Consider the following 15,993-nt stretch of genomic DNA (forward strand, 5'->3'; position numbering starts at 1 on the left):
GCGCCGGGAAGGCCAAGTGGTCTTGCTTCCCGGTAGCCCCTGCTCAGTACCTTCCGAACGCGATCGACACGTTGTGCCCACCGAAACCGAAGGAGTTGTTGACCGCGTAGTCGATGCGGCCCCGCCGCGCACCGCCCGTGACGATGTCCAGGTCGACGTCGGGGTCCTGGTTCTCCAGGTTCAGCGTCGGCGGCACGACGCTGTCGCGCACGCTCAGCACGGTGAGCACCGACTCCAACGCGCCGACGGCGCCGATCGAATGGCCGAGCGCGGATTTCGGGGCGTAGACCGACGCGTGCGAGCCCACCGCCTTGCCGATCGCCCGCGCCTCGGCCGTGTCGCCGATCGGCGTCGCGGTGGCGTGCGCATTGATATGCGTGACATCGCTTTTCGCCAGGCCGGCGATCTCCATGGCCCTGGTGATCGCGCGTGCGGCGCCGGTGCCCTCCGGGTCGGGGGCGACCAGGTGGAATCCGTCGGAGGTGACGCCTGCGCCGAGCAGCCGGGCGTGGATGGTCGCGCCGCGGGCCTTGGCGTGCTGCTCGGTCTCCAGCACCATCATCGCGCCGGCCTCACCGAAGACGAATCCGTCGCGGTCGACGTCGAACGGCCGCGATGCGCCCTTCGGATCGCCGTTGCGGGTGCTCATCGCGCGCATCATCGTGAACGCGGCGATCGCCACCGCCTGGATGGAACCCTCGACGCCGCCGGTCACGACCATGTCGGCATCGCCCATCACGATCATCTTCCACGCGTTGGCGATCGCCTCCGAGCCGGATGAGCACGCGGAGACCGGCGTGCAGACGCCGGCGCGCGCGCCGACCTCCATGCCGACGCACGCGGCCGGTCCGTTCGGCATGATCCACTGCACAGCAAGCGGAGAAACCTTGCGGTAGCCGCCATTCTCCATCTTGTCGCGCTGGTCGATCATGGCGTCCGCGCCGCCGAGGCCGGTGCCGAGCGAGACGGCGAGCCGGTCCGGGTCCACCTCGGGGCTGCCCGCGTTGCGCCAGACCTCGCGGCTGAGCACGGTGGCCATCTGCTCGACGTAGGCCAGCCTGCGGACCTCTTCGACACCGAGGCAGGAACGAGGGGTGACCTTCAGGTGCCCGCCGATGCGGACCGGCAGCTCGAACTGTTCGATGAACGGATCGTCGAGGACATCGATGCCGCTTTCGCCGTTGAGTAAGCCCTTCCAGGTGGAGTCGACATCTCCCGCGATCGAGGTGGTCGCCGCGAGGCTGGTCACCACGACGTCGGGGAAGTTGCCACGTGTGGTGGACGGAAGCTGCATCGAAACTCACTTTCCTGGCTATCGCATCGGGGTGTTCCGGGAACTGCGCGTCGACGCCGCGGCGTCGAAAGGCCAAGCGGGAGAAGCAACCGTGGTCGTGATCCGGCCGATTCGCATTATCGGGGAGCCTGAGCTAATCCGCAGCAAGACACGCAAATCCGTACCGCACCCTGGCCGGTGGGGCCGGGGAGCTCGATGCGCCGCCGGTGGTCCTCCCGGTGGTCGGCATCGGAGGGCTCGAGTAACGTGCTGTGCGGGGCACGGAGTGCGGACGTGTTCGCGCCCGTCGTGGAATCGCGAGAAGGGATGACTGTGACGGGCGGGCGGATGGTCGGGCTGTTCGCCGGTATCGGCGGACTCGAGCTCGGCCTCGCCGAGCACGGCTGGCGTTCCGAGCTGCTCTGCGAGATCGACGCGGGCGCGCAGGCGGTGCTCGCGGCCCACTTCACCGACGTTCCGCTGCATGCCGACATCACCAGGTTGCGCGGCATCCCGGCGGGCACCGAACTCGTCGCGGCCGGGTTCCCCTGCCAGGACCTCTCGCAGGCCGGGCGAACCGCGGGCATCACCGGCCAGCGCTCCGGACTGGTCGACGAGGTGTTCCGTCTGGTGCGCCGCAAGCGCGGGCCGCGCTGGCTGCTGATCGAGAACGTGCCTTTCATGCTGCAGTTGGGCCGTGGCGCGGCCATGCGGCACATCACCGGAGCGCTGGACGATCTCGGCTACACCTGGGCATACCGCGTCGTCGACGCGCGCGCGTTCGGCCTGCCGCAGCGCCGCCAGCGCGTGCTGATGCTCGCCTCGCGCACCGAGGATCCGCGCCGCGTGCTCTTCGGCGAGGACGCGGGCCCGCTCGAGCTCGGCGACGCCGACAGCGACCCGTGCGGCTTCTACTGGACCGAGGGCGTGCGCGGGCTCGGCTGGGCGGTGAACGCCGTGCCCACCCTCAAAGGCGGTTCGGCGCTCGGCATCGCGAGCCCGCCCGCCGTTCGGCTGCCGTCCGGCGAGATCGTGACACCGGGCTTGGTCGACGGGGAACGGCTGCAAGGGTTCGCCCCGGACTGGACCGCGCCCGCCACCACGGTCCGCGGCATCCGGCAGGGACACCGCTGGAAGCTGGTCGGCAACGCGGTCAGCGTGCGGATGGCGGCCTGGGTCGGCGCGAGGCTCACCGCGCCGCTGGACCCGATACCGCACGATCAGGTCCTGCTGCCCGGTCAGCCGTGGCCGACGGCCGCCTGGGGCCGCGCGGGAACCGCCTATCGAGTGCCGGTCTCCGGCTGGCCGGTGCACGAACCCTACGAGGATCTGAAGAACTTCCTCACCGACTCGCGGCTGCTCTCCGCGCGCGCCACCGCCGGGTTCCTGCGCCGGGCCGGGATGGGCACGCTGCGCTTTCCCGACGGGTTCCTCACCGACATGGAGAACCACCTGGACCGCATGGGCGGCTGGGCGGCCTGAGCCGATGATCGAGCGCCCACGCACCGACGCCGCGACCAGTGCCAGGCTGGCCAAGCAGCGGCGCAGCGGGACGGCCCCCGAACTCGCCCTGCGTCGCGAACTGCACCGGCGCGGCCTGCGCTATTTCGTCGACCGCGCTCCACTACGTGGTCAGCGCCGGAGCGCCGACGTGGTCTTTCCGCGGCGCAAGGTGGCGGTGTACGTCGACGGGTGCTTCTGGCACAGCTGCCCGGACCACGCGACCTATCCGAAGAACAACGCCGAATGGTGGGCCGCCAAGCTGGCGGGCAATGTGGCGCGCGACCGCGCCACCGACGAGACGCTGCATGCCGCGGGGTGGCAGGTGGTGCGGATCTGGGAACACGAGGACCCGGCCGCCGCGGCCGATCGGGTGCAGTCCGTGCTCGGCCGGGATCCCGGCTGACTCGGGCGAGTCGCTAGCGGTTGCGCATGCGCACCAGGGTGCGTGGCGCGTGCGCGGCCAGATAACCCGACACCACCATCGTCGCCATCATCGCCAAACCGGCGGCGGCTGTCGCGTATCCGATCATGGAAACCTCCTCACTCGGTTCCACTCCAGACTTGCCGGACCAGCTGACAGTAGCCTGTGCACCCGGTGGGAATGCCGTGCGAACCGCGGGCAACACGCTGATTACCGCTCGAACCGCACATCGAGCGGTTCGGGACAATGGGCAGGGTGACCGACGACGGAAGCAAGATCGCCGAACGACGCGCGCCGATCGCGTCCTGGTTGATCGCCGCGGCGATCGCGGTCGCCGCGCTCTGCTACTCGTCCTGGGTACTCGAGTTCGTGTTGCCCATCGACTCCGATCCGGTGAACCAGTTCCTCAGCGAGCTCGACGCGGAAGGCAAGCCGTATCGCGAAGTGTTCGGGACGGGCGACAAGATCGTCGGGTTGCTGCTCCTCCCGGCCGCGCTCGGCGGGCTGCTGATCTTCCCTCGGCGCAGGCTCACCACCGTCGGCTGGGTGGCGCTGGCCTGCTTCGGCGCGTCGACCATCGCCGACGCGCTGCTCCCGCTGCGTGACTGCACGCCGGGCGAGCCGGGCTGCGGCACGCCGAGCGAGCTGTTTCCACAGCTGCATCAGCCGCACGCGCTGACGAGCACGCTCGCTGTCACCTCGATCGCGATCGCGGTATTCGCGTTCAGCCTGGCGGCGTTCCGGTACCACCGCTGGCGGATTCTGCGTGAGTTCGGTGTGGCCGTGCTGGTGATCGGATCGCTGGCGACGGTGTGGCTGCTGGTCGCCGACAACCTGCCCGGCGAGTACGCGCTCGGCATCGCCCAGCGCATTCAGGTCGGGTCGATGTCGCTGTGGTTGCTCACACTGGCCGTCGCGGTGGTCGTCGAGGGCAGGGAGTGGACCGAACCGGTCAGCCGACCTTGACGCTCACCCGGTGGGTTTCGGTGGCGGCGGGCAGCTTCGCGGTGTCGACGACGAGGATCTCGCCGGTGTCCTGGCGTCCGTCGGGCAGCGTCTTGGGCTTCAGCCGGAACGGCGGCTGCTCGCCCTCGCTCGCGGCCAAGCCGAAGTCGCTGTCGTTGGCGATGTAGATCGTCTTGCCGCCGTCGGTGGTCGCGACGCCCTCGATCTTGTCGTGACCGAAGAAGCGACCCTGCGCGTCGAGGCCTGCCACCAGCGCGGTCAGATCCAGGTTGCGCTGCTTGGCGACCGGCGTGATGCCTACCTTGCCGAGCGCGGCCACCGCATCGTCGGTCGAGACCGGGCCCACCATCGTCTCCAGCGGTTTGCCGTCCACGAGCAGGCCGCCGCGTTCCGGATCGTACTGCGCGCCTGGCACCTTCGACTCGGGCCCGACGTCGGTCGCGCCGGAGATGTCGATGGTCCAGATCTTCTTGTCCGACTTCGGGGCGAGGTTGCCGTCGCGCTCGTCCACCAGGAAGGTGGTGGCGCTCAGCGCGGTGATCTCGGAGACCGCGACCTTGGTCTGCTTCGGATTCGCCAGCGGGTAGACGAATTCGCGCTGGGCCTTGGTCTTCAGGTCGACGGTGACGATGCGGGTCATCGGCACGTCCTTGGCCGAGCCGTCCAGACCTGGTGTCTCGAGACCGCTTTGGACGACGCCCACCAGGGTGTTGCCATCCGGGGTGACGGTCAGTCCCTCCATGCCCTGGTTCGGGGTGCGCAGCGCGAGTTCCTTCGGCAGACCCGCCCCGGGAGCGAGGCGCTCGATCTCCTTGCCCGTCGCGTCGAAATGCACCAGGAACGGGCCGTATTCGTCGGAGACCCAGAACGTTCCGTCGGGCAAGGCGACCAAACCCTCTGGATCGAGGCCGTGATCGGTGGCTGGCAGCACCGTGCCGTCGAGATCCTTGATGGTCTCTCCGGTGTTCGCGGCCACGTCGACCTGACCGTTGAACGGGGTGCCATCGGCGCGGCGCAACTCGATGGCGGACTGGAGCACCGCGCGGGCGCCTTCCAGCTCGAATCGGCCGATCTTGGGTACGAATCGCGGTATAGGCGCGATCTTTTCGTTCTTGCCGGGTCCGTCCACGTTCGGGCCGCGGTCGGTGAGTCCGTAGAACTCGTCGGCGCGGCCGGGCACGGGGGTGAACGCGGAGCCGAAACCGCTGCCCTGCACGGCGATTCCGCCGAACTGGCCGAGCGGCGGGATGTCGGTGGCGTACAGGCGGACCGCGTCGCTGGTGGTGACCGTGAATCCGTCGGTCCCCTGGTAACCGGCGGCAGGGGTGTATTCGAACGCTCCGTCGTTGCGGCGGGCTACCGTGCCGTGCTCCGGCTCCGCCGTCACCGCGATCGGGGTGCGTCCACCGGTCGCGGCCAGCAACTGGTCGAGCGTGATCACCACCGGACGGTCTTGCGCGGTATGGAAATCGGCGCCGTCGCCGTCGGCCGCGCAACCGGCCGCCACGGCGGCCGCGCACACGATCGCGGAGCAGGAGAGCAGGAGACCGGGTCTGGCAATCACCCCGCATGCCTATCGCGCCGACCCATCGCGGAGTCGACACCGAGGTTAATTGTTGGTCACGGCGGACCGCGGCGGCCATGCTGTCGCCATGACCAAGCGTGTGAACATCTCCTCCGAATCCGAGTTCGAAGACGTGGTCGGCTACTCGCGGGCCGTGCGCGTCGGCGATTTCGTCGCGGTCAGCGGGACCACCGCCGCGGCGCCGGGCGGTACCGCGGTCGGCGGGGACGACATCGGCGAGCAGACCAGAGAGGCCCTGCGCCGCATCGCGAGCGCGCTCGACGAAGCCGGTGCGCGCATGGCCGACGTCGTCCGCACGCGGATCTTCGTCACCGACATCGCCCGGTGGCCCGAGGTCGCCGCCGCGCACGCCGAGGTGTTCGGTTCGATCCGGCCCGCCGCGTCGATGTACGAGGTGAAAGCGCTCATCACGCCCGCCCTGCTGGTGGAGATCGAGGCCGACGCGGTCGTCGCCGATGAGCGCCTCGATCGGCCGGTCGCCGGGTAGGCGTTCGCTCCGGCCGTCCGCGGGCCTTCGGGTTGCGCCCCTCCGCGTTCGCTCCAGCCGTGCGCGCTGTCAACGGCCTTCATCCGGCCACGTCCACTAGGGTCGACGTCGTGACCAGCGACGCGCAGGATCCCACCCCGCACGATCTGCTCGACCAAGTCGCCGACGCGACCGCCCGATTGCTCGATACCGTGCGCGGTCTGAGCGACGGCGACGTCATCGAACCTTCGCCGCTGCCCGGCTGGACACGCGGGCACGTGCTGGCCCATCTCGCCCGCAATGCCGACAGCCTCGTCAATCTGCTGATCTGGGCGCGGACCGGCATCGAGACGCCCCAGTACGCGAGCCCGTTCCTGCGCGAATTCGACATCGACGCGGGGGCGGCGCGACCGGTCGCCGAACAACTCCGCGACATCGAGGCCGCCGCCAACCGCTGGTCAGCACTAGCGAGCACCGCGTCGACGGAGAACTGGACCGCCACCGTCCGGACCCGCGCCGGCCGCGCCATCCCCGCCGCCGAAGTCCCCTGGATGCGCCTGCAGGAGGTCGAAATCCACCATGTCGACCTGGCCGCTTCCTACACCCCGGCCGACTGGCCCGCCTCCTTCGTCGCCCGCGCCCTCCCTCGCGTGGCCGCCGACCTCGCCAAAACTCTCGACCCAGCCACGCCGCCCTTCGACATCCAAGCCACCGACCTCGACTTCACCGCCACCCTCACCCCCGGCGCCCCGGCTCACACCGTCCTCGGCCCGGCCCACTCTCTCCTCGCCTGGCTCATCGGCCGCTCCCCCGGCCGAGATCTGTCCGGTCCAATGCCCACGCTCCCCGCGTGGCGCTGAACGGCCTCATCGATCCGGCCGGGCGAACCACTCGACGCCATCGGTGACGGTCTTGACCAGCGCACCGCCCGCGACCAGCCGGTCGACCAAGGTGATGGCCTGCTCCGATCTGGCGGCCGTCCTGGCGAGTACCTGTGGCAGGTCGAGCCTGCCCGATCCGATCGTTTCGACGATGTCTCGCTTGCGCAGCGTGTCCAGCGCGGCCGCCACGTTCAGCCGTCGCACCACGCGCCCGTCCGCGAGCTGCTTCTGTTCGGCGGTCTTCAGCAGCAGGGTTCGTACGTGGGCGGCGTCTTGCTTGCGATCGGTTGCCCAGACGATCAGCGCCACGATGGCCGCTTCGGTCGCCGCCGACATGCCGGGCAGCGACGGAGCGGTGACGACATCGACAGGCCCGGCGCGGTCCTCGACGGTGCCCGCGATCAATACGCGCTCCCGCGCGACGCCCGAGATTTCCTCGACTCCCGAGGCCGTGGCAACGACGACGAGATGGTCTGCGCCGTCGAGCATCTCGGCCTCCGAGACCTCGTTCACCACGACGATGTCGCCGCCCGCCTGCTGAACGAACCGATCCCGATCCGCCGCATCATCGAGGCAGATCACTTCGGCGAACACGGCGGCGCTGTCCCCGGTTCCGAAGGGAACCGCCCGTCCGGCTACGCCATGTTCTCCGGCGAACTGGGTGATCGTGCGCGCGAGTTCACCGGCGTCCGACCCCGCGAGGGCGAGGCGCAGCGGGCGTTCCGTCCTGCCCAGGTCCGTCGTCGCGGTGAACAGATCCTCCGCGTTCACCGGTGCCGCGACTTCCTCGACGTTCTGGCGCGCGAGGTTCGCGAGCGATTCCGCCGACGGGGGTATCGGACATTCCCGCACTCGGTCGGCGAGCTGATCCCACTGTTCGAGGTGCGGCAGATCGGCGTACAGGCGCGAAAGGACGGCGGGTCCGAACCGGATGAGCACCGGCTGATTACGGCGGATCCACTGCCACACCTCGGGCCAGGCCAGCAGGTCCAACCGTATTTCCCGGGTCCGCGACGGCATATCGGCGCGATCGGTCAACCCCGCGACGCCGGTGGTCGAGGTGACCGCCACCCGGGCGGGCAGGCGCCGGTCCAGCATTTCCGCCAGCGCGCGCAGCGTCGCGGCGCCTCGCGTGTCGCCGGCGAGCAACTCCGCCTCGTCTACGGCGAGGACGAAGCGCGTGTGCTCGAGCTTGCCGAGCAGGTTGCGCCAGAGATCGGCTGGGTCCTTCGCCAGACGGTCGCGCGGCACCCGCAGGCCGCTCTCGAGCATCGCGGAGGCCACGGCGTCGTGCAGTATCCCGACCGGGTTGTGATCCTGACGTCTGCGTTCCGCCTCTTCGAGCAACCAGCGCGCGCCGACGAACACCCGGACGACGTCGTCGTCGAGATCGTCGAGCACACGGTCCATGAACGCCGACTTGCCGGTGCCCGCAACTCCTTTGACGTGCAGTAGCCGAGCCTGCGCGGATCCCGCCAGTACGTCGATGGCCTGCCGCAGCTCGATCAGTCGCGAGATGAATCTGCGGTCGCCCTGCACGATGCCGAACGGGCGATAGACGCGCGGCAGCCGGTCGATCGGCTTGCCCGGGCTGCGCTTGTCGATCAGCGCGCCCGGCTCGTTGGCGCCGACGTGCAGCGTCGGCACCACCCAGTTCAGCCTGGTTCCGCCGGAGGATTCGTCGGCCGCGATCTCCTGCCTTGCCATGCGCACCGCCGTCACGACGGTGTGCCCCGCGGTGATCGCTTCGTAGAACGAGCTGGTGAAGATCCTCTCGGTGTCGAACGGCAGCACCGTCTGCATGCCGATGACCATCGGGCATACGGCGCGCACGAAGTGGTCGGCGGTGGACATCTGACCGCGCCAGTCGTCGCCCGCGACGGCGGCTGGGGCCCGCGCGGTCTCGCACCCCGCGAAGACCGCGAGCCGCAGGTCGGGTAGCTCGGAGAGAATGTCACAGAGTTCCTGATTGTGGACGAAACGGCCACGGCCGCTCGCGTCTTCGAGCTTGAAGCCGTTCGGCGCGGCATGCCCGAGATAGTGGAATATCTGGAACCCATCGGACTGGCGGCGAATGGTCCGCCGGATTCGTTCGGTCGACGGACGGTCCTCTACGACGACGTTCAGCTTGCCCTGCTGGACGAGGGGGCGCAGCCCATCGAGCAGCGAACGCTTCGCCTCGTACAGGTCGAACAGCGCCTCCTGGTGCTCCTCGCCGACCTTCGGCATCGGGCTCGACATGACGATCAGGACGTTCAACGGCGCCTTGATCGGGTCTTGGGCCTGCTGAACCGGATAGGTGCGGAAGCGCCCGAGCCGCAGGATGTGGGTGTCACGAGCGCAGGCGAGGAGGTCGACCCCTCTGGCGATGCCGCTCTCCGGGTCGAGCAGCAGCTCCCACGGCCAGGCGTTGACGTGCTGGGGCGCCGATTGGACGCGTACGAGCACCTGCGCCCCGGTGTGGCGGGCGGCGCCTCGTGTGCGCGCGAACAGATTGCGGATCTCGGGTACGTCGAACACCAGTCGCGTCAAGACACGCCCGACCTCGATAGCGGCCGGTTCGGCGCTGGAACAGGCATTACGCACGACCGCGTTGAGCCACTCGGACGGCGATTCGAAGCCGTCGGGCAGGGCCCAGGTGGGCGGCGTCCGCGGCACGGCGTACACCGCGCCCTGGGGCGAGGATGCCGAGATCCACACGCGCCCACCGGCATCCAGCACACTGATGTCGAATCGGTGGAAGGCCTGCGTGGGCTCTGGTGGCATCGCTATCCCGGCCCTTCCGCACTGCGGGCGAGATCGTCGAGGTCCACCACGCTCACCAGCTCGGTCACCGGGTGGACGGTGTCGGCGGCCACGGTCACCCGGTAGTCACCGGGGAGCAGGTTCGCCAGGGTCGCCTGCCGCCAACCGTCGGACGCCTCGATGAGCGGATGAGTGCTGGACAGGCCTCGGCCGAGATCCTCCACCGTCGCGACCAAGGCCGCCTCCTCGGCGGCGGTTTTCGCGCGGATCACCATCGGTTCGACGGTGGTGACGTCCTCCACCTCGAGCGCGACCGGGTCCTTCACCGCGGGAAAGACATCGACGCCACCGAATTCGGCGGTGCGCAGTACGCCGCCGACGTGGTCGAGGACCGGATCGTCGTTCTGCAGCGACCCGTGCTTCTGGCTCACGAACGAGGCGTTACGCCAGCCGTTCATCAGCTCGTGCGGGACAGCGGAGACCTTCGGGACCGTGCCGTCGCCCCCGTCCTCGCCTGCGGCCTTGCGCGCATACAGCACCTCGAGCCCGCTGTCGGTGAATCTCGCGGCCCACCTCGTCGGTTGGAAGTCCCCGATGACCGGCCGGATCTCGTAACCGGGTCCGGTTTCGGCGATCCGGTCGTCCACCTGCTCGCGCAGGCCGCGATGCAGCTCGACGGCGGCCCGCAGCCGGGTGACGTCCACGCCGGTGCGGCTCCAGTCGAGGCTGGGGTCGTCGAGATTCAGCCACGCACCGCCCGGCCCCGCCACGCAGCGGTACGACGGCAAAAGCTGATACGCCGAGGTGAAAGAGCGCAGCAGGTCGGAGAGGTCGACGTCGAACGGCCCCCAGCTCTTGCGGAACCCGTTCGCGAGGAATTCGAGCGCGTTGATCGACCCGGAATAGGGCGTCCCGAACGTGATCAATGTGCGGGTGTCCTTCCATCCGTCCAACTGCTCGAGGTAGAGCCGCGAGACGATGCCGCCCATCGAATGCCCGATCAGGACCAGCTTCGCGTCGGCGTTGCCGGACTTCTCCCGCCAGTTCCGCAGCCAGTAGTGCGCCGACCTGGCGAGCTTGGCCGCCGCCACCCGGTTGTCGCGCCGCCAGTCGTAGGGAAACTCGAAATAGTTCTCGCCCGCGACCGCACCGAACCGCTCGACCAGTTGTCGGCGGCACCGGGTGTAGCCGTCGATCTTCCAATCCAGGCCGGGAACTATGTGCAGATCCGGCACGATCCGCGTCGCGACGACGCCGTCCACGTCGTCGGCAGCGGGATCATCGCCGTCCAGCCGCAGCAGCTTGATGCTGCGGCCGAGGGACAGCACTCCGCGCAGGACCGCGCCCGGCGTGGGCGCCCACAGCTCCTTGCCGTCGCGCGCCAGCACTGAGCCGCCGATCCCCGGGATCAACACGACCACGTCACGCATGTCCGGCCTCCGTCCGTTCTTGTGCGATCTCCACTCGTGTGCGTTCTCCACGCTCTCGCGTTCGGCGGCCCGAATCACGAGTACTCGGCTACTCGAAGGACGTGGCCGGACGTGCGCGCGGCGATCGGGGCGGAAGGCGTCACCATTGGATATCGGCGATCGTGTCCAGTGCCCGTCGTGGCTCGAGGCCTTCCGGAACGGTGAACGTGTCCGCTTTGCGGAGTTCCGCACCGAACCGCACCCCGGTCCGTTCCTCGACCTCGGCCACCGTGACCTGAAAGACCCGAAACTCGTCGAGCTCGAGGGCCTCGAGCTGATCGAGTGCCTGGGTCAGCAGGAACGCGCGCGCCTTCAGATCACCGCTGTCCACGAACGCGAGGATCTTGAAGAACTCCCGGGGAATCCGCGACCGGCGATACACGCGGTCGTCGTCGTGGTAGACCGGGCCACCGAACGCGGTGACCCTGAGATCCTGGACCTGGACATCGGCGAACACCGCGTCCTCCAGCTGCCCCCAGAGCCCGTCCTTGCTGCTCTGATTGAAGTCGTCCATCTGCGGGGTGATGTTGGTGTAGAAGAACGAATCCGTATTCGCCTGATGCGCTTCCGGAAGCGACGCCCACAGCAGGTCGGCCCGGCGGGCGATGTGTCCGCGGTCGAGACGGTTGTCCCGGTACAGCTCGTTGCCGGTCTGGAACTCGGCGGGAATACGCGGGTCCTTCACGAATTCGATTCCGACGCGGTCGATCTTCTTCAGACTCGATCCGTCGATGTTCCAGGCGACCCATCGGGCGAACCGCCTCGACCGGCTGAGCGCCAGCGAGAAATGTGTGTACGCAACGACTTCGGACCCGCCAATCAGCACCAGATCGTCCCGCAAGACCGTGTCGACGCTCGGCACATCGATGCGAGTGGCGAGGAAGTTCGGGTCGTACCCGGTTCGCACCGCCTCGACCGCCTCGACGGGCGCCGGCGGGCGCAGCGTGATCTCGAGTTTCTCGAACACGGACTCCGGCAGGCACGCGAGAGCGTGCTCGTCGGGGCTGTTCTCGGACTCGCCTCCGAAGTGCAGACCCGCCAGCACACCCGTGACGGTCTCGTCGCCTGCTTCGAACAACCACACTGACCCGGAATCGCCGCCTCGGCTGATCTCGTCGTCGCCCGCGGGCCGGGCGGGGTCGGGTCCGATCTCGAAGCACCCGATGTTATGTACGCCCGCGGAGCCGTATCGCAGCTTCACGATGGTGTCGATCCGCCGCACCACGCCGTGCGTGACGCCGGTGGTGCGGCCGCTCTTGACGACCTTGTCACCGAGCTCGGGCTCGCCCAACTGCACCGGAACGACGCCCATTCCGAGGACACGGTCATCGAATCGACGGTCCTCGACGGTCGCGACGGCGCAGTCTCCCGCGATCCCGAGATGCGAGCGATTCAGCACTCCGAGGCGATTGCGCTCGATCCGGTTGTCATCGCGCGGCCCCGGCTGGACGACGGTGTCGCCGATCATCCCGTCGGGGCCGTGCAGCACATGCCAATTGCTCAACACGAGCGGCGTGCCGTCGACTTTGTCGTACACGATGCAGCCGAGCGTTCCGGCCGTGCCCTTGACGTTCGAAACGCTGATGCCCGGCCGAATCGGATCGCACCTGACCTTGGTCAGCGGCGGCTCCGGTTCCGCGACGACGCGAAACGACGGTTCGTAACTGCGCTGGATCACATCGGTCGGCACCGCGACGCCGTCCACCTCGATGGAGTCGGGAATCGCCGTGGTGGCAAACGAATTCAAAGCCTCCGGTTCGACTTTCTCGTCGACCGTGAATTGCACCGCGAGCTGTTCGGTCGCCGTGCCGTCGACAATCTTGTATCCGACGCCGATCGACGAAATGTTCGGGTCGTCCAGATACTCGCTGCCCTTGCTCCGAATGAACCGCCGCAGCGCTGCCAGCAGCTGCTCCTCGGAGTGTCCCGCGGTCTCGGACTGCCGCTTCGTGGCCATGTGACGTCTCCTTGCGTGTCAGGGCCAGTTGTTGCGGTCGATGGCGGCACGCGTGCCCGCGTAGCCACCCCCCTCCATCGGCACGTCCCCCGACCCGACCTTCACGATCGGTCGCCTCCGCCCCAGATTCCCGCACCCGCTCCCACACGGCACGCGTACCGCGCTACCCGCGTTTACTCGAGCCACTACGCATACCGGCCGGTCGGCCTCTCGGACCGTTCGCCCTGGCGTGCCCGTGCCGACACCATGGAGGCAAACGGGCCGCCTGGCCGCAACTGACGTCCTCGCAGAACTCGACGCCCTTCCCGTCGCGATCGACCACCGCGCGCGTCAGCGCATCTGTGACGAAGATCGCTCACAAGCCGAAAGGCCCCTCCCGAGTGCGGGAGGGGCCTTTCGGAAAGTGCGCCCGAAGGGATTCGAACCCCTAACCTTCTGATCCGTAGTCAGATGCTCTATCCGTTGAGCTACGGGCGCATTACCTTTTCAGTTGTCACCCGGCGAACCGGGTGTGGCGGAGGCGAGAGGATTTGAACCTCCGGTCCCCGTGAAGGGACAACTCATTAGCAGTGAGTCCCATTCGGCCGCTCTGGCACGCCTCCTGGAGCCTTCTCTTCGAGGGCACCGGTCCTTTCGAACCGCCGAGCATGAAGGTTACATGACCCAACGTCCGGATAACAAAACGCCTGGTTATCAGCGTAAGTTGCTGTCGAACCAGTCGAAGATCCGGGTTTGGGAGTCGATGGCGGAATCGTTGTCGTCGTCCTCGGCGTCGGGGTTGTCCGCGCGGTGGTGCAGACCCGGATAGGTGACCACCAGGCTGGCGACGGAGGCGCGGGCCGCGGCGTCGCGCAGGCGGTCGACGTCGTCGGGCGGGGTGGACGGATCGTCGGAGCCGAAGAGGCCGAGCCAGGGCGCCTGGAGGTCGGGGGCGACGCGCACGAGCGCCTCGGCCTCTTCGGTGAGCGGTTCGGTGATGCCGGAGGCGGCGATGCTGACCGCGGCGCCGATCGGCCGGTTGGTGGCGACGAGGAAGGCGGCGGTGCCCGCGTGGTCGAAGCCGAGCACGCCGATGCAGTCGGGGAAGACGCCGCGGCGGGTCAGCCAGTCGAAGCAGGCGTCGAAGTCGTCGAAGAGTTCGTCGCCGAAGACCTCGTGCTCGGGGTCGCCGCCGTTCGCCCGGTGGAACAGGTTGGGCGCGACGACGGTCCATCCCTCGATGGCCAGCGCGCGCATGAACTCGAGCAGTCCGCCGCTGAAGTCCCGAGATTCGTGCAACACCACGATTCCGCCGCGCGAGTTGCCCTCCGGTTCGATCACGGTGATGGGCACCCGGCTGCCTTCGGTAGGGCGCTGCTCGAGGTCTTCGCCACCGCGTAGTGGGGCGATATCGTCATAAATGCCCGACATGGAACCAGCCTAGGGCGAGCCGCTTGTCTTCGCGAGAAATTGCACGTGAGCGGCCATTACCCGCAACATTTCCGGTATGGAAGCCGCAATTCCGGCACTGCCGGAGGCCCGGCGGCGGCCCGCGCACGGCTGCGGCGAAGGCGGAGGGACGGCCGGTCGTCGCTCGCCACGGGCCCTTTAGGGTGGAGGGGTGACAGCGCGCATCCGGCCCGACCTCTCCGCCATCCCGGCCTACACGCCCGGGCGCAGCCATCCGGGCGCGGTCAAACTGGCCAGCAACGAGACCACCCTGCCCCCGCTGCCCGCCGCCGCGAAGGCGATCGCCGAGGCGGCCGAGCTCGCCCACCGGTACCCGGACAACCAGGCGAGCGAGCTGCGCGCCGCGCTGGCCGAGTTCCTGGGGGTCACGCCCGAGCACGTCGCGGTGGGCTGCGGCAGCGTCGCGCTGTGCCAGGAGCTGGTCCAGATCACCTGCGCCGCACCGACCGACGAGGTGCTGTTCGCCTGGCGCTCGTTCGAGGCGTACCCGATCGTCACCCAGGTGGGGAACGCGACGGCCGTGCAGGTCCCGTTGACGCCGGAGCTGACGCACGACCTGGACGCGATGGCGGCCGCGGTGACCGGCGACACCCGGCTGATCTTCGTCTGCAACCCGAACAACCCGACCGGCACCGCGCATGGCCGCGAGGCGCTGATCCGCTTCCTGGACGCGGTCCCTCCGCACGTGCTGGTCGTGCTGGACGAGGCGTACTACGAGTACCTGCGGCTCACTCCGCAGGATCGCCCCGACGGCGTCGAGCTGGGCCGCGACCGGCCGAATGTGATTGTGCTGCGTACTTTCTCGAAGGCCTACGGGCTCGCGGGCCTGCGCGTCGGCTACGCGGTCGGCGACCCGGAGGTGATCGCCGCGCTGATGAAGGTGCACATCCCGTTCAGCGTCAACCGGGTGGCCCAGGCCGCGGCGATCGCCTCGCTGGAGGCGCGCCACGAGCTGCTCGAGCGCACCGACGCCGTGATCCTGGAGCGCGATCGGATGCGCACGGCGCTGGTCGCGGCCGGCTACCCGGTGCCGCCGAGTGAGACCAATTTCGTCTGGCTGCCGCTGGGTGAGCGCAGCGCCGAGTTCGGTGAGGCGAGCGCGGAAGCCGGTGTGCTGGTGCGGCCGTACGGAACGGACGGCGTCCGGGTGACCGTCGGCGATCCGCACGAGAACGACAGTTTCCTCGACTTCGCCACGGACGCGGGCGTGCTGGCGCGTTTCGCCTGAGACCGGGCGCGACGCCCGTCGTTGTCCAAGGGCCGGTTGCCGACGCCCGC

General features: G+C 68.9%; 12 protein-coding genes and 2 tRNA genes. 6 read left to right on the forward strand and 8 right to left on the reverse strand.

Translation table 11 applies throughout. From position 1 onward, the window contains the following. Window positions 1–43: 43 nt before the first annotated feature. The gene (locus tag NX1_RS13610; RefSeq protein ID WP_068058306.1) at window positions 44–1,294 is read right to left on the reverse strand and encodes a KasA/KasB family beta-ketoacyl-ACP synthase; all 1,251 of its coding nucleotides are present in this window, start codon (window positions 1,292–1,294) and stop codon (window positions 44–46) included. A 327-nt stretch (window positions 1,295–1,621) separates the two neighbouring features. On the opposite strand from NX1_RS13610, the gene NX1_RS13615 reads away from it, so the two are divergent. The 3 genes from NX1_RS13615 (at window position 1,622) to NX1_RS13625 (ending at window position 4,163) form a co-directional block, all read left to right on the forward strand. Continuing rightward, window positions 1,622–2,755, forward strand: a complete 1,134-nt coding sequence (locus NX1_RS13615) for a DNA cytosine methyltransferase (RefSeq protein WP_174555482.1) — start codon at window positions 1,622–1,624, stop codon at window positions 2,753–2,755. Between the two features lie 4 nt (window positions 2,756–2,759). Continuing rightward, the gene (locus tag NX1_RS13620) at window positions 2,760–3,179 is read left to right on the forward strand and encodes a very short patch repair endonuclease (RefSeq protein WP_068058308.1); all 420 of its coding nucleotides are present in this window, start codon (window positions 2,760–2,762) and stop codon (window positions 3,177–3,179) included. Window positions 3,180–3,452: 273 nt separating this feature from the next. Further along, window positions 3,453–4,163 (forward strand): DUF998 domain-containing protein, encoded by a 711-nt coding sequence (locus NX1_RS13625; protein ID WP_245668486.1) that lies wholly within the window; start codon window positions 3,453–3,455, stop codon window positions 4,161–4,163. Here the strand turns inward: NX1_RS13625 and NX1_RS13630 are convergent. Continuing rightward, window positions 4,150–5,727: an esterase-like activity of phytase family protein gene (locus NX1_RS13630; RefSeq protein WP_084501401.1), complete on the reverse strand. Its 1,578-nt coding sequence runs from the start codon at window positions 5,725–5,727 to the stop codon at window positions 4,150–4,152. The genes NX1_RS13625 and NX1_RS13630 overlap by 14 nt on opposite strands. 88 nt (window positions 5,728–5,815) lie before the next feature. Between NX1_RS13630 and NX1_RS13635 the strand changes: the two genes are divergently transcribed. Beyond that, window positions 5,816–6,235 carry a RidA family protein gene (locus NX1_RS13635; protein ID WP_068058477.1) on the forward strand — a complete coding sequence of 140 codons (420 nt, stop codon included), beginning with the start codon at window positions 5,816–5,818 and terminating at the stop codon, window positions 6,233–6,235. 110 nt (window positions 6,236–6,345) lie between these two features. Next, the gene (locus NX1_RS13640) at window positions 6,346–7,074 is read left to right on the forward strand and encodes a maleylpyruvate isomerase family mycothiol-dependent enzyme (protein ID WP_068058310.1); all 729 of its coding nucleotides are present in this window, start codon (window positions 6,346–6,348) and stop codon (window positions 7,072–7,074) included. A 6-nt stretch (window positions 7,075–7,080) separates the two neighbouring features. Here the strand turns inward: NX1_RS13640 and NX1_RS13645 are convergent, their stop codons facing one another. The 6 genes from NX1_RS13645 to NX1_RS13670 all read right to left on the reverse strand — a co-directional run bounded on the left by NX1_RS13645 (window position 7,081) and on the right by NX1_RS13670 (window position 14,676). Further along, complete coding sequence (locus tag NX1_RS13645) at window positions 7,081–9,861, reverse strand: CHAT domain-containing protein (RefSeq protein ID WP_068058312.1); 2,781 nt, start codon at window positions 9,859–9,861, stop codon at window positions 7,081–7,083. A gap of 2 nt (window positions 9,862–9,863) precedes the next feature. Next, window positions 9,864–11,270, reverse strand: a complete 1,407-nt coding sequence (locus NX1_RS13650) for a lipase/acyltransferase domain-containing protein (protein WP_068058479.1) — start codon at window positions 11,268–11,270, stop codon at window positions 9,864–9,866. A 139-nt stretch (window positions 11,271–11,409) separates the two neighbouring features. Then, a complete protein-coding gene (locus NX1_RS13655; RefSeq protein WP_068058314.1) occupies window positions 11,410–13,266 on the reverse strand; it encodes a DNA/RNA non-specific endonuclease in 1,857 nt (618 codons plus the stop codon). Between the two features lie 404 nt (window positions 13,267–13,670). Then, window positions 13,671–13,743: transfer RNA gene (locus tag NX1_RS13660), tRNA-Arg, on the reverse strand. A 35-nt stretch (window positions 13,744–13,778) separates the two neighbouring features. Next, window positions 13,779–13,868 (reverse strand) — tRNA-Ser (locus tag NX1_RS13665). 91 nt (window positions 13,869–13,959) lie between these two features. Beyond that, window positions 13,960–14,676: a dienelactone hydrolase family protein gene (locus NX1_RS13670; RefSeq protein WP_068058316.1), complete on the reverse strand. Its 717-nt coding sequence runs from the start codon at window positions 14,674–14,676 to the stop codon at window positions 13,960–13,962. Window positions 14,677–14,866: 190 nt separating this feature from the next. On the opposite strand from NX1_RS13670, the gene hisC reads away from it, so the two are divergent. After that, window positions 14,867–15,943 (forward strand): histidinol-phosphate transaminase, encoded by a 1,077-nt coding sequence (gene hisC, locus NX1_RS13675; protein WP_068058318.1) that lies wholly within the window; start codon window positions 14,867–14,869, stop codon window positions 15,941–15,943. The last annotated feature ends 50 nt before the right edge of the window (window positions 15,944–15,993 follow it).

It is taken from the genome of Nocardia xishanensis NBRC 101358 (assembly GCF_001613365.1).
Lineage (GTDB): Bacteria > Actinomycetota > Actinomycetes > Mycobacteriales > Mycobacteriaceae > Nocardia > Nocardia xishanensis.

Excerpts from the sequence above, each read along its gene's own strand:
- NX1_RS13610 (WP_068058306.1), bottom strand. The coding sequence starts at position 1,294 with ATGCAGCTTCCGTCCACCACACGTGGCAACTTCCCCGACGTCGTGGTG.
- NX1_RS13615 (WP_174555482.1), top strand. The coding sequence starts at position 1,622 with ATGGTCGGGCTGTTCGCCGGTATCGGCGGACTCGAGCTCGGCCTCGCC.
- NX1_RS13620 (WP_068058308.1), top strand. The coding sequence starts at position 2,760 with ATGATCGAGCGCCCACGCACCGACGCCGCGACCAGTGCCAGGCTGGCC.
- NX1_RS13635 (WP_068058477.1), top strand. The coding sequence starts at position 5,816 with ATGACCAAGCGTGTGAACATCTCCTCCGAATCCGAGTTCGAAGACGTG.
- NX1_RS13645 (WP_068058312.1), bottom strand. The coding sequence starts at position 9,861 with ATGCCACCAGAGCCCACGCAGGCCTTCCACCGATTCGACATCAGTGTG.
- NX1_RS13650 (WP_068058479.1), bottom strand. The coding sequence starts at position 11,270 with ATGCGTGACGTGGTCGTGTTGATCCCGGGGATCGGCGGCTCAGTGCTG.
- NX1_RS13655 (WP_068058314.1), bottom strand. The coding sequence starts at position 13,266 with ATGGCCACGAAGCGGCAGTCCGAGACCGCGGGACACTCCGAGGAGCAG.
- NX1_RS13670 (WP_068058316.1), bottom strand. The coding sequence starts at position 14,676 with ATGTCGGGCATTTATGACGATATCGCCCCACTACGCGGTGGCGAAGAC.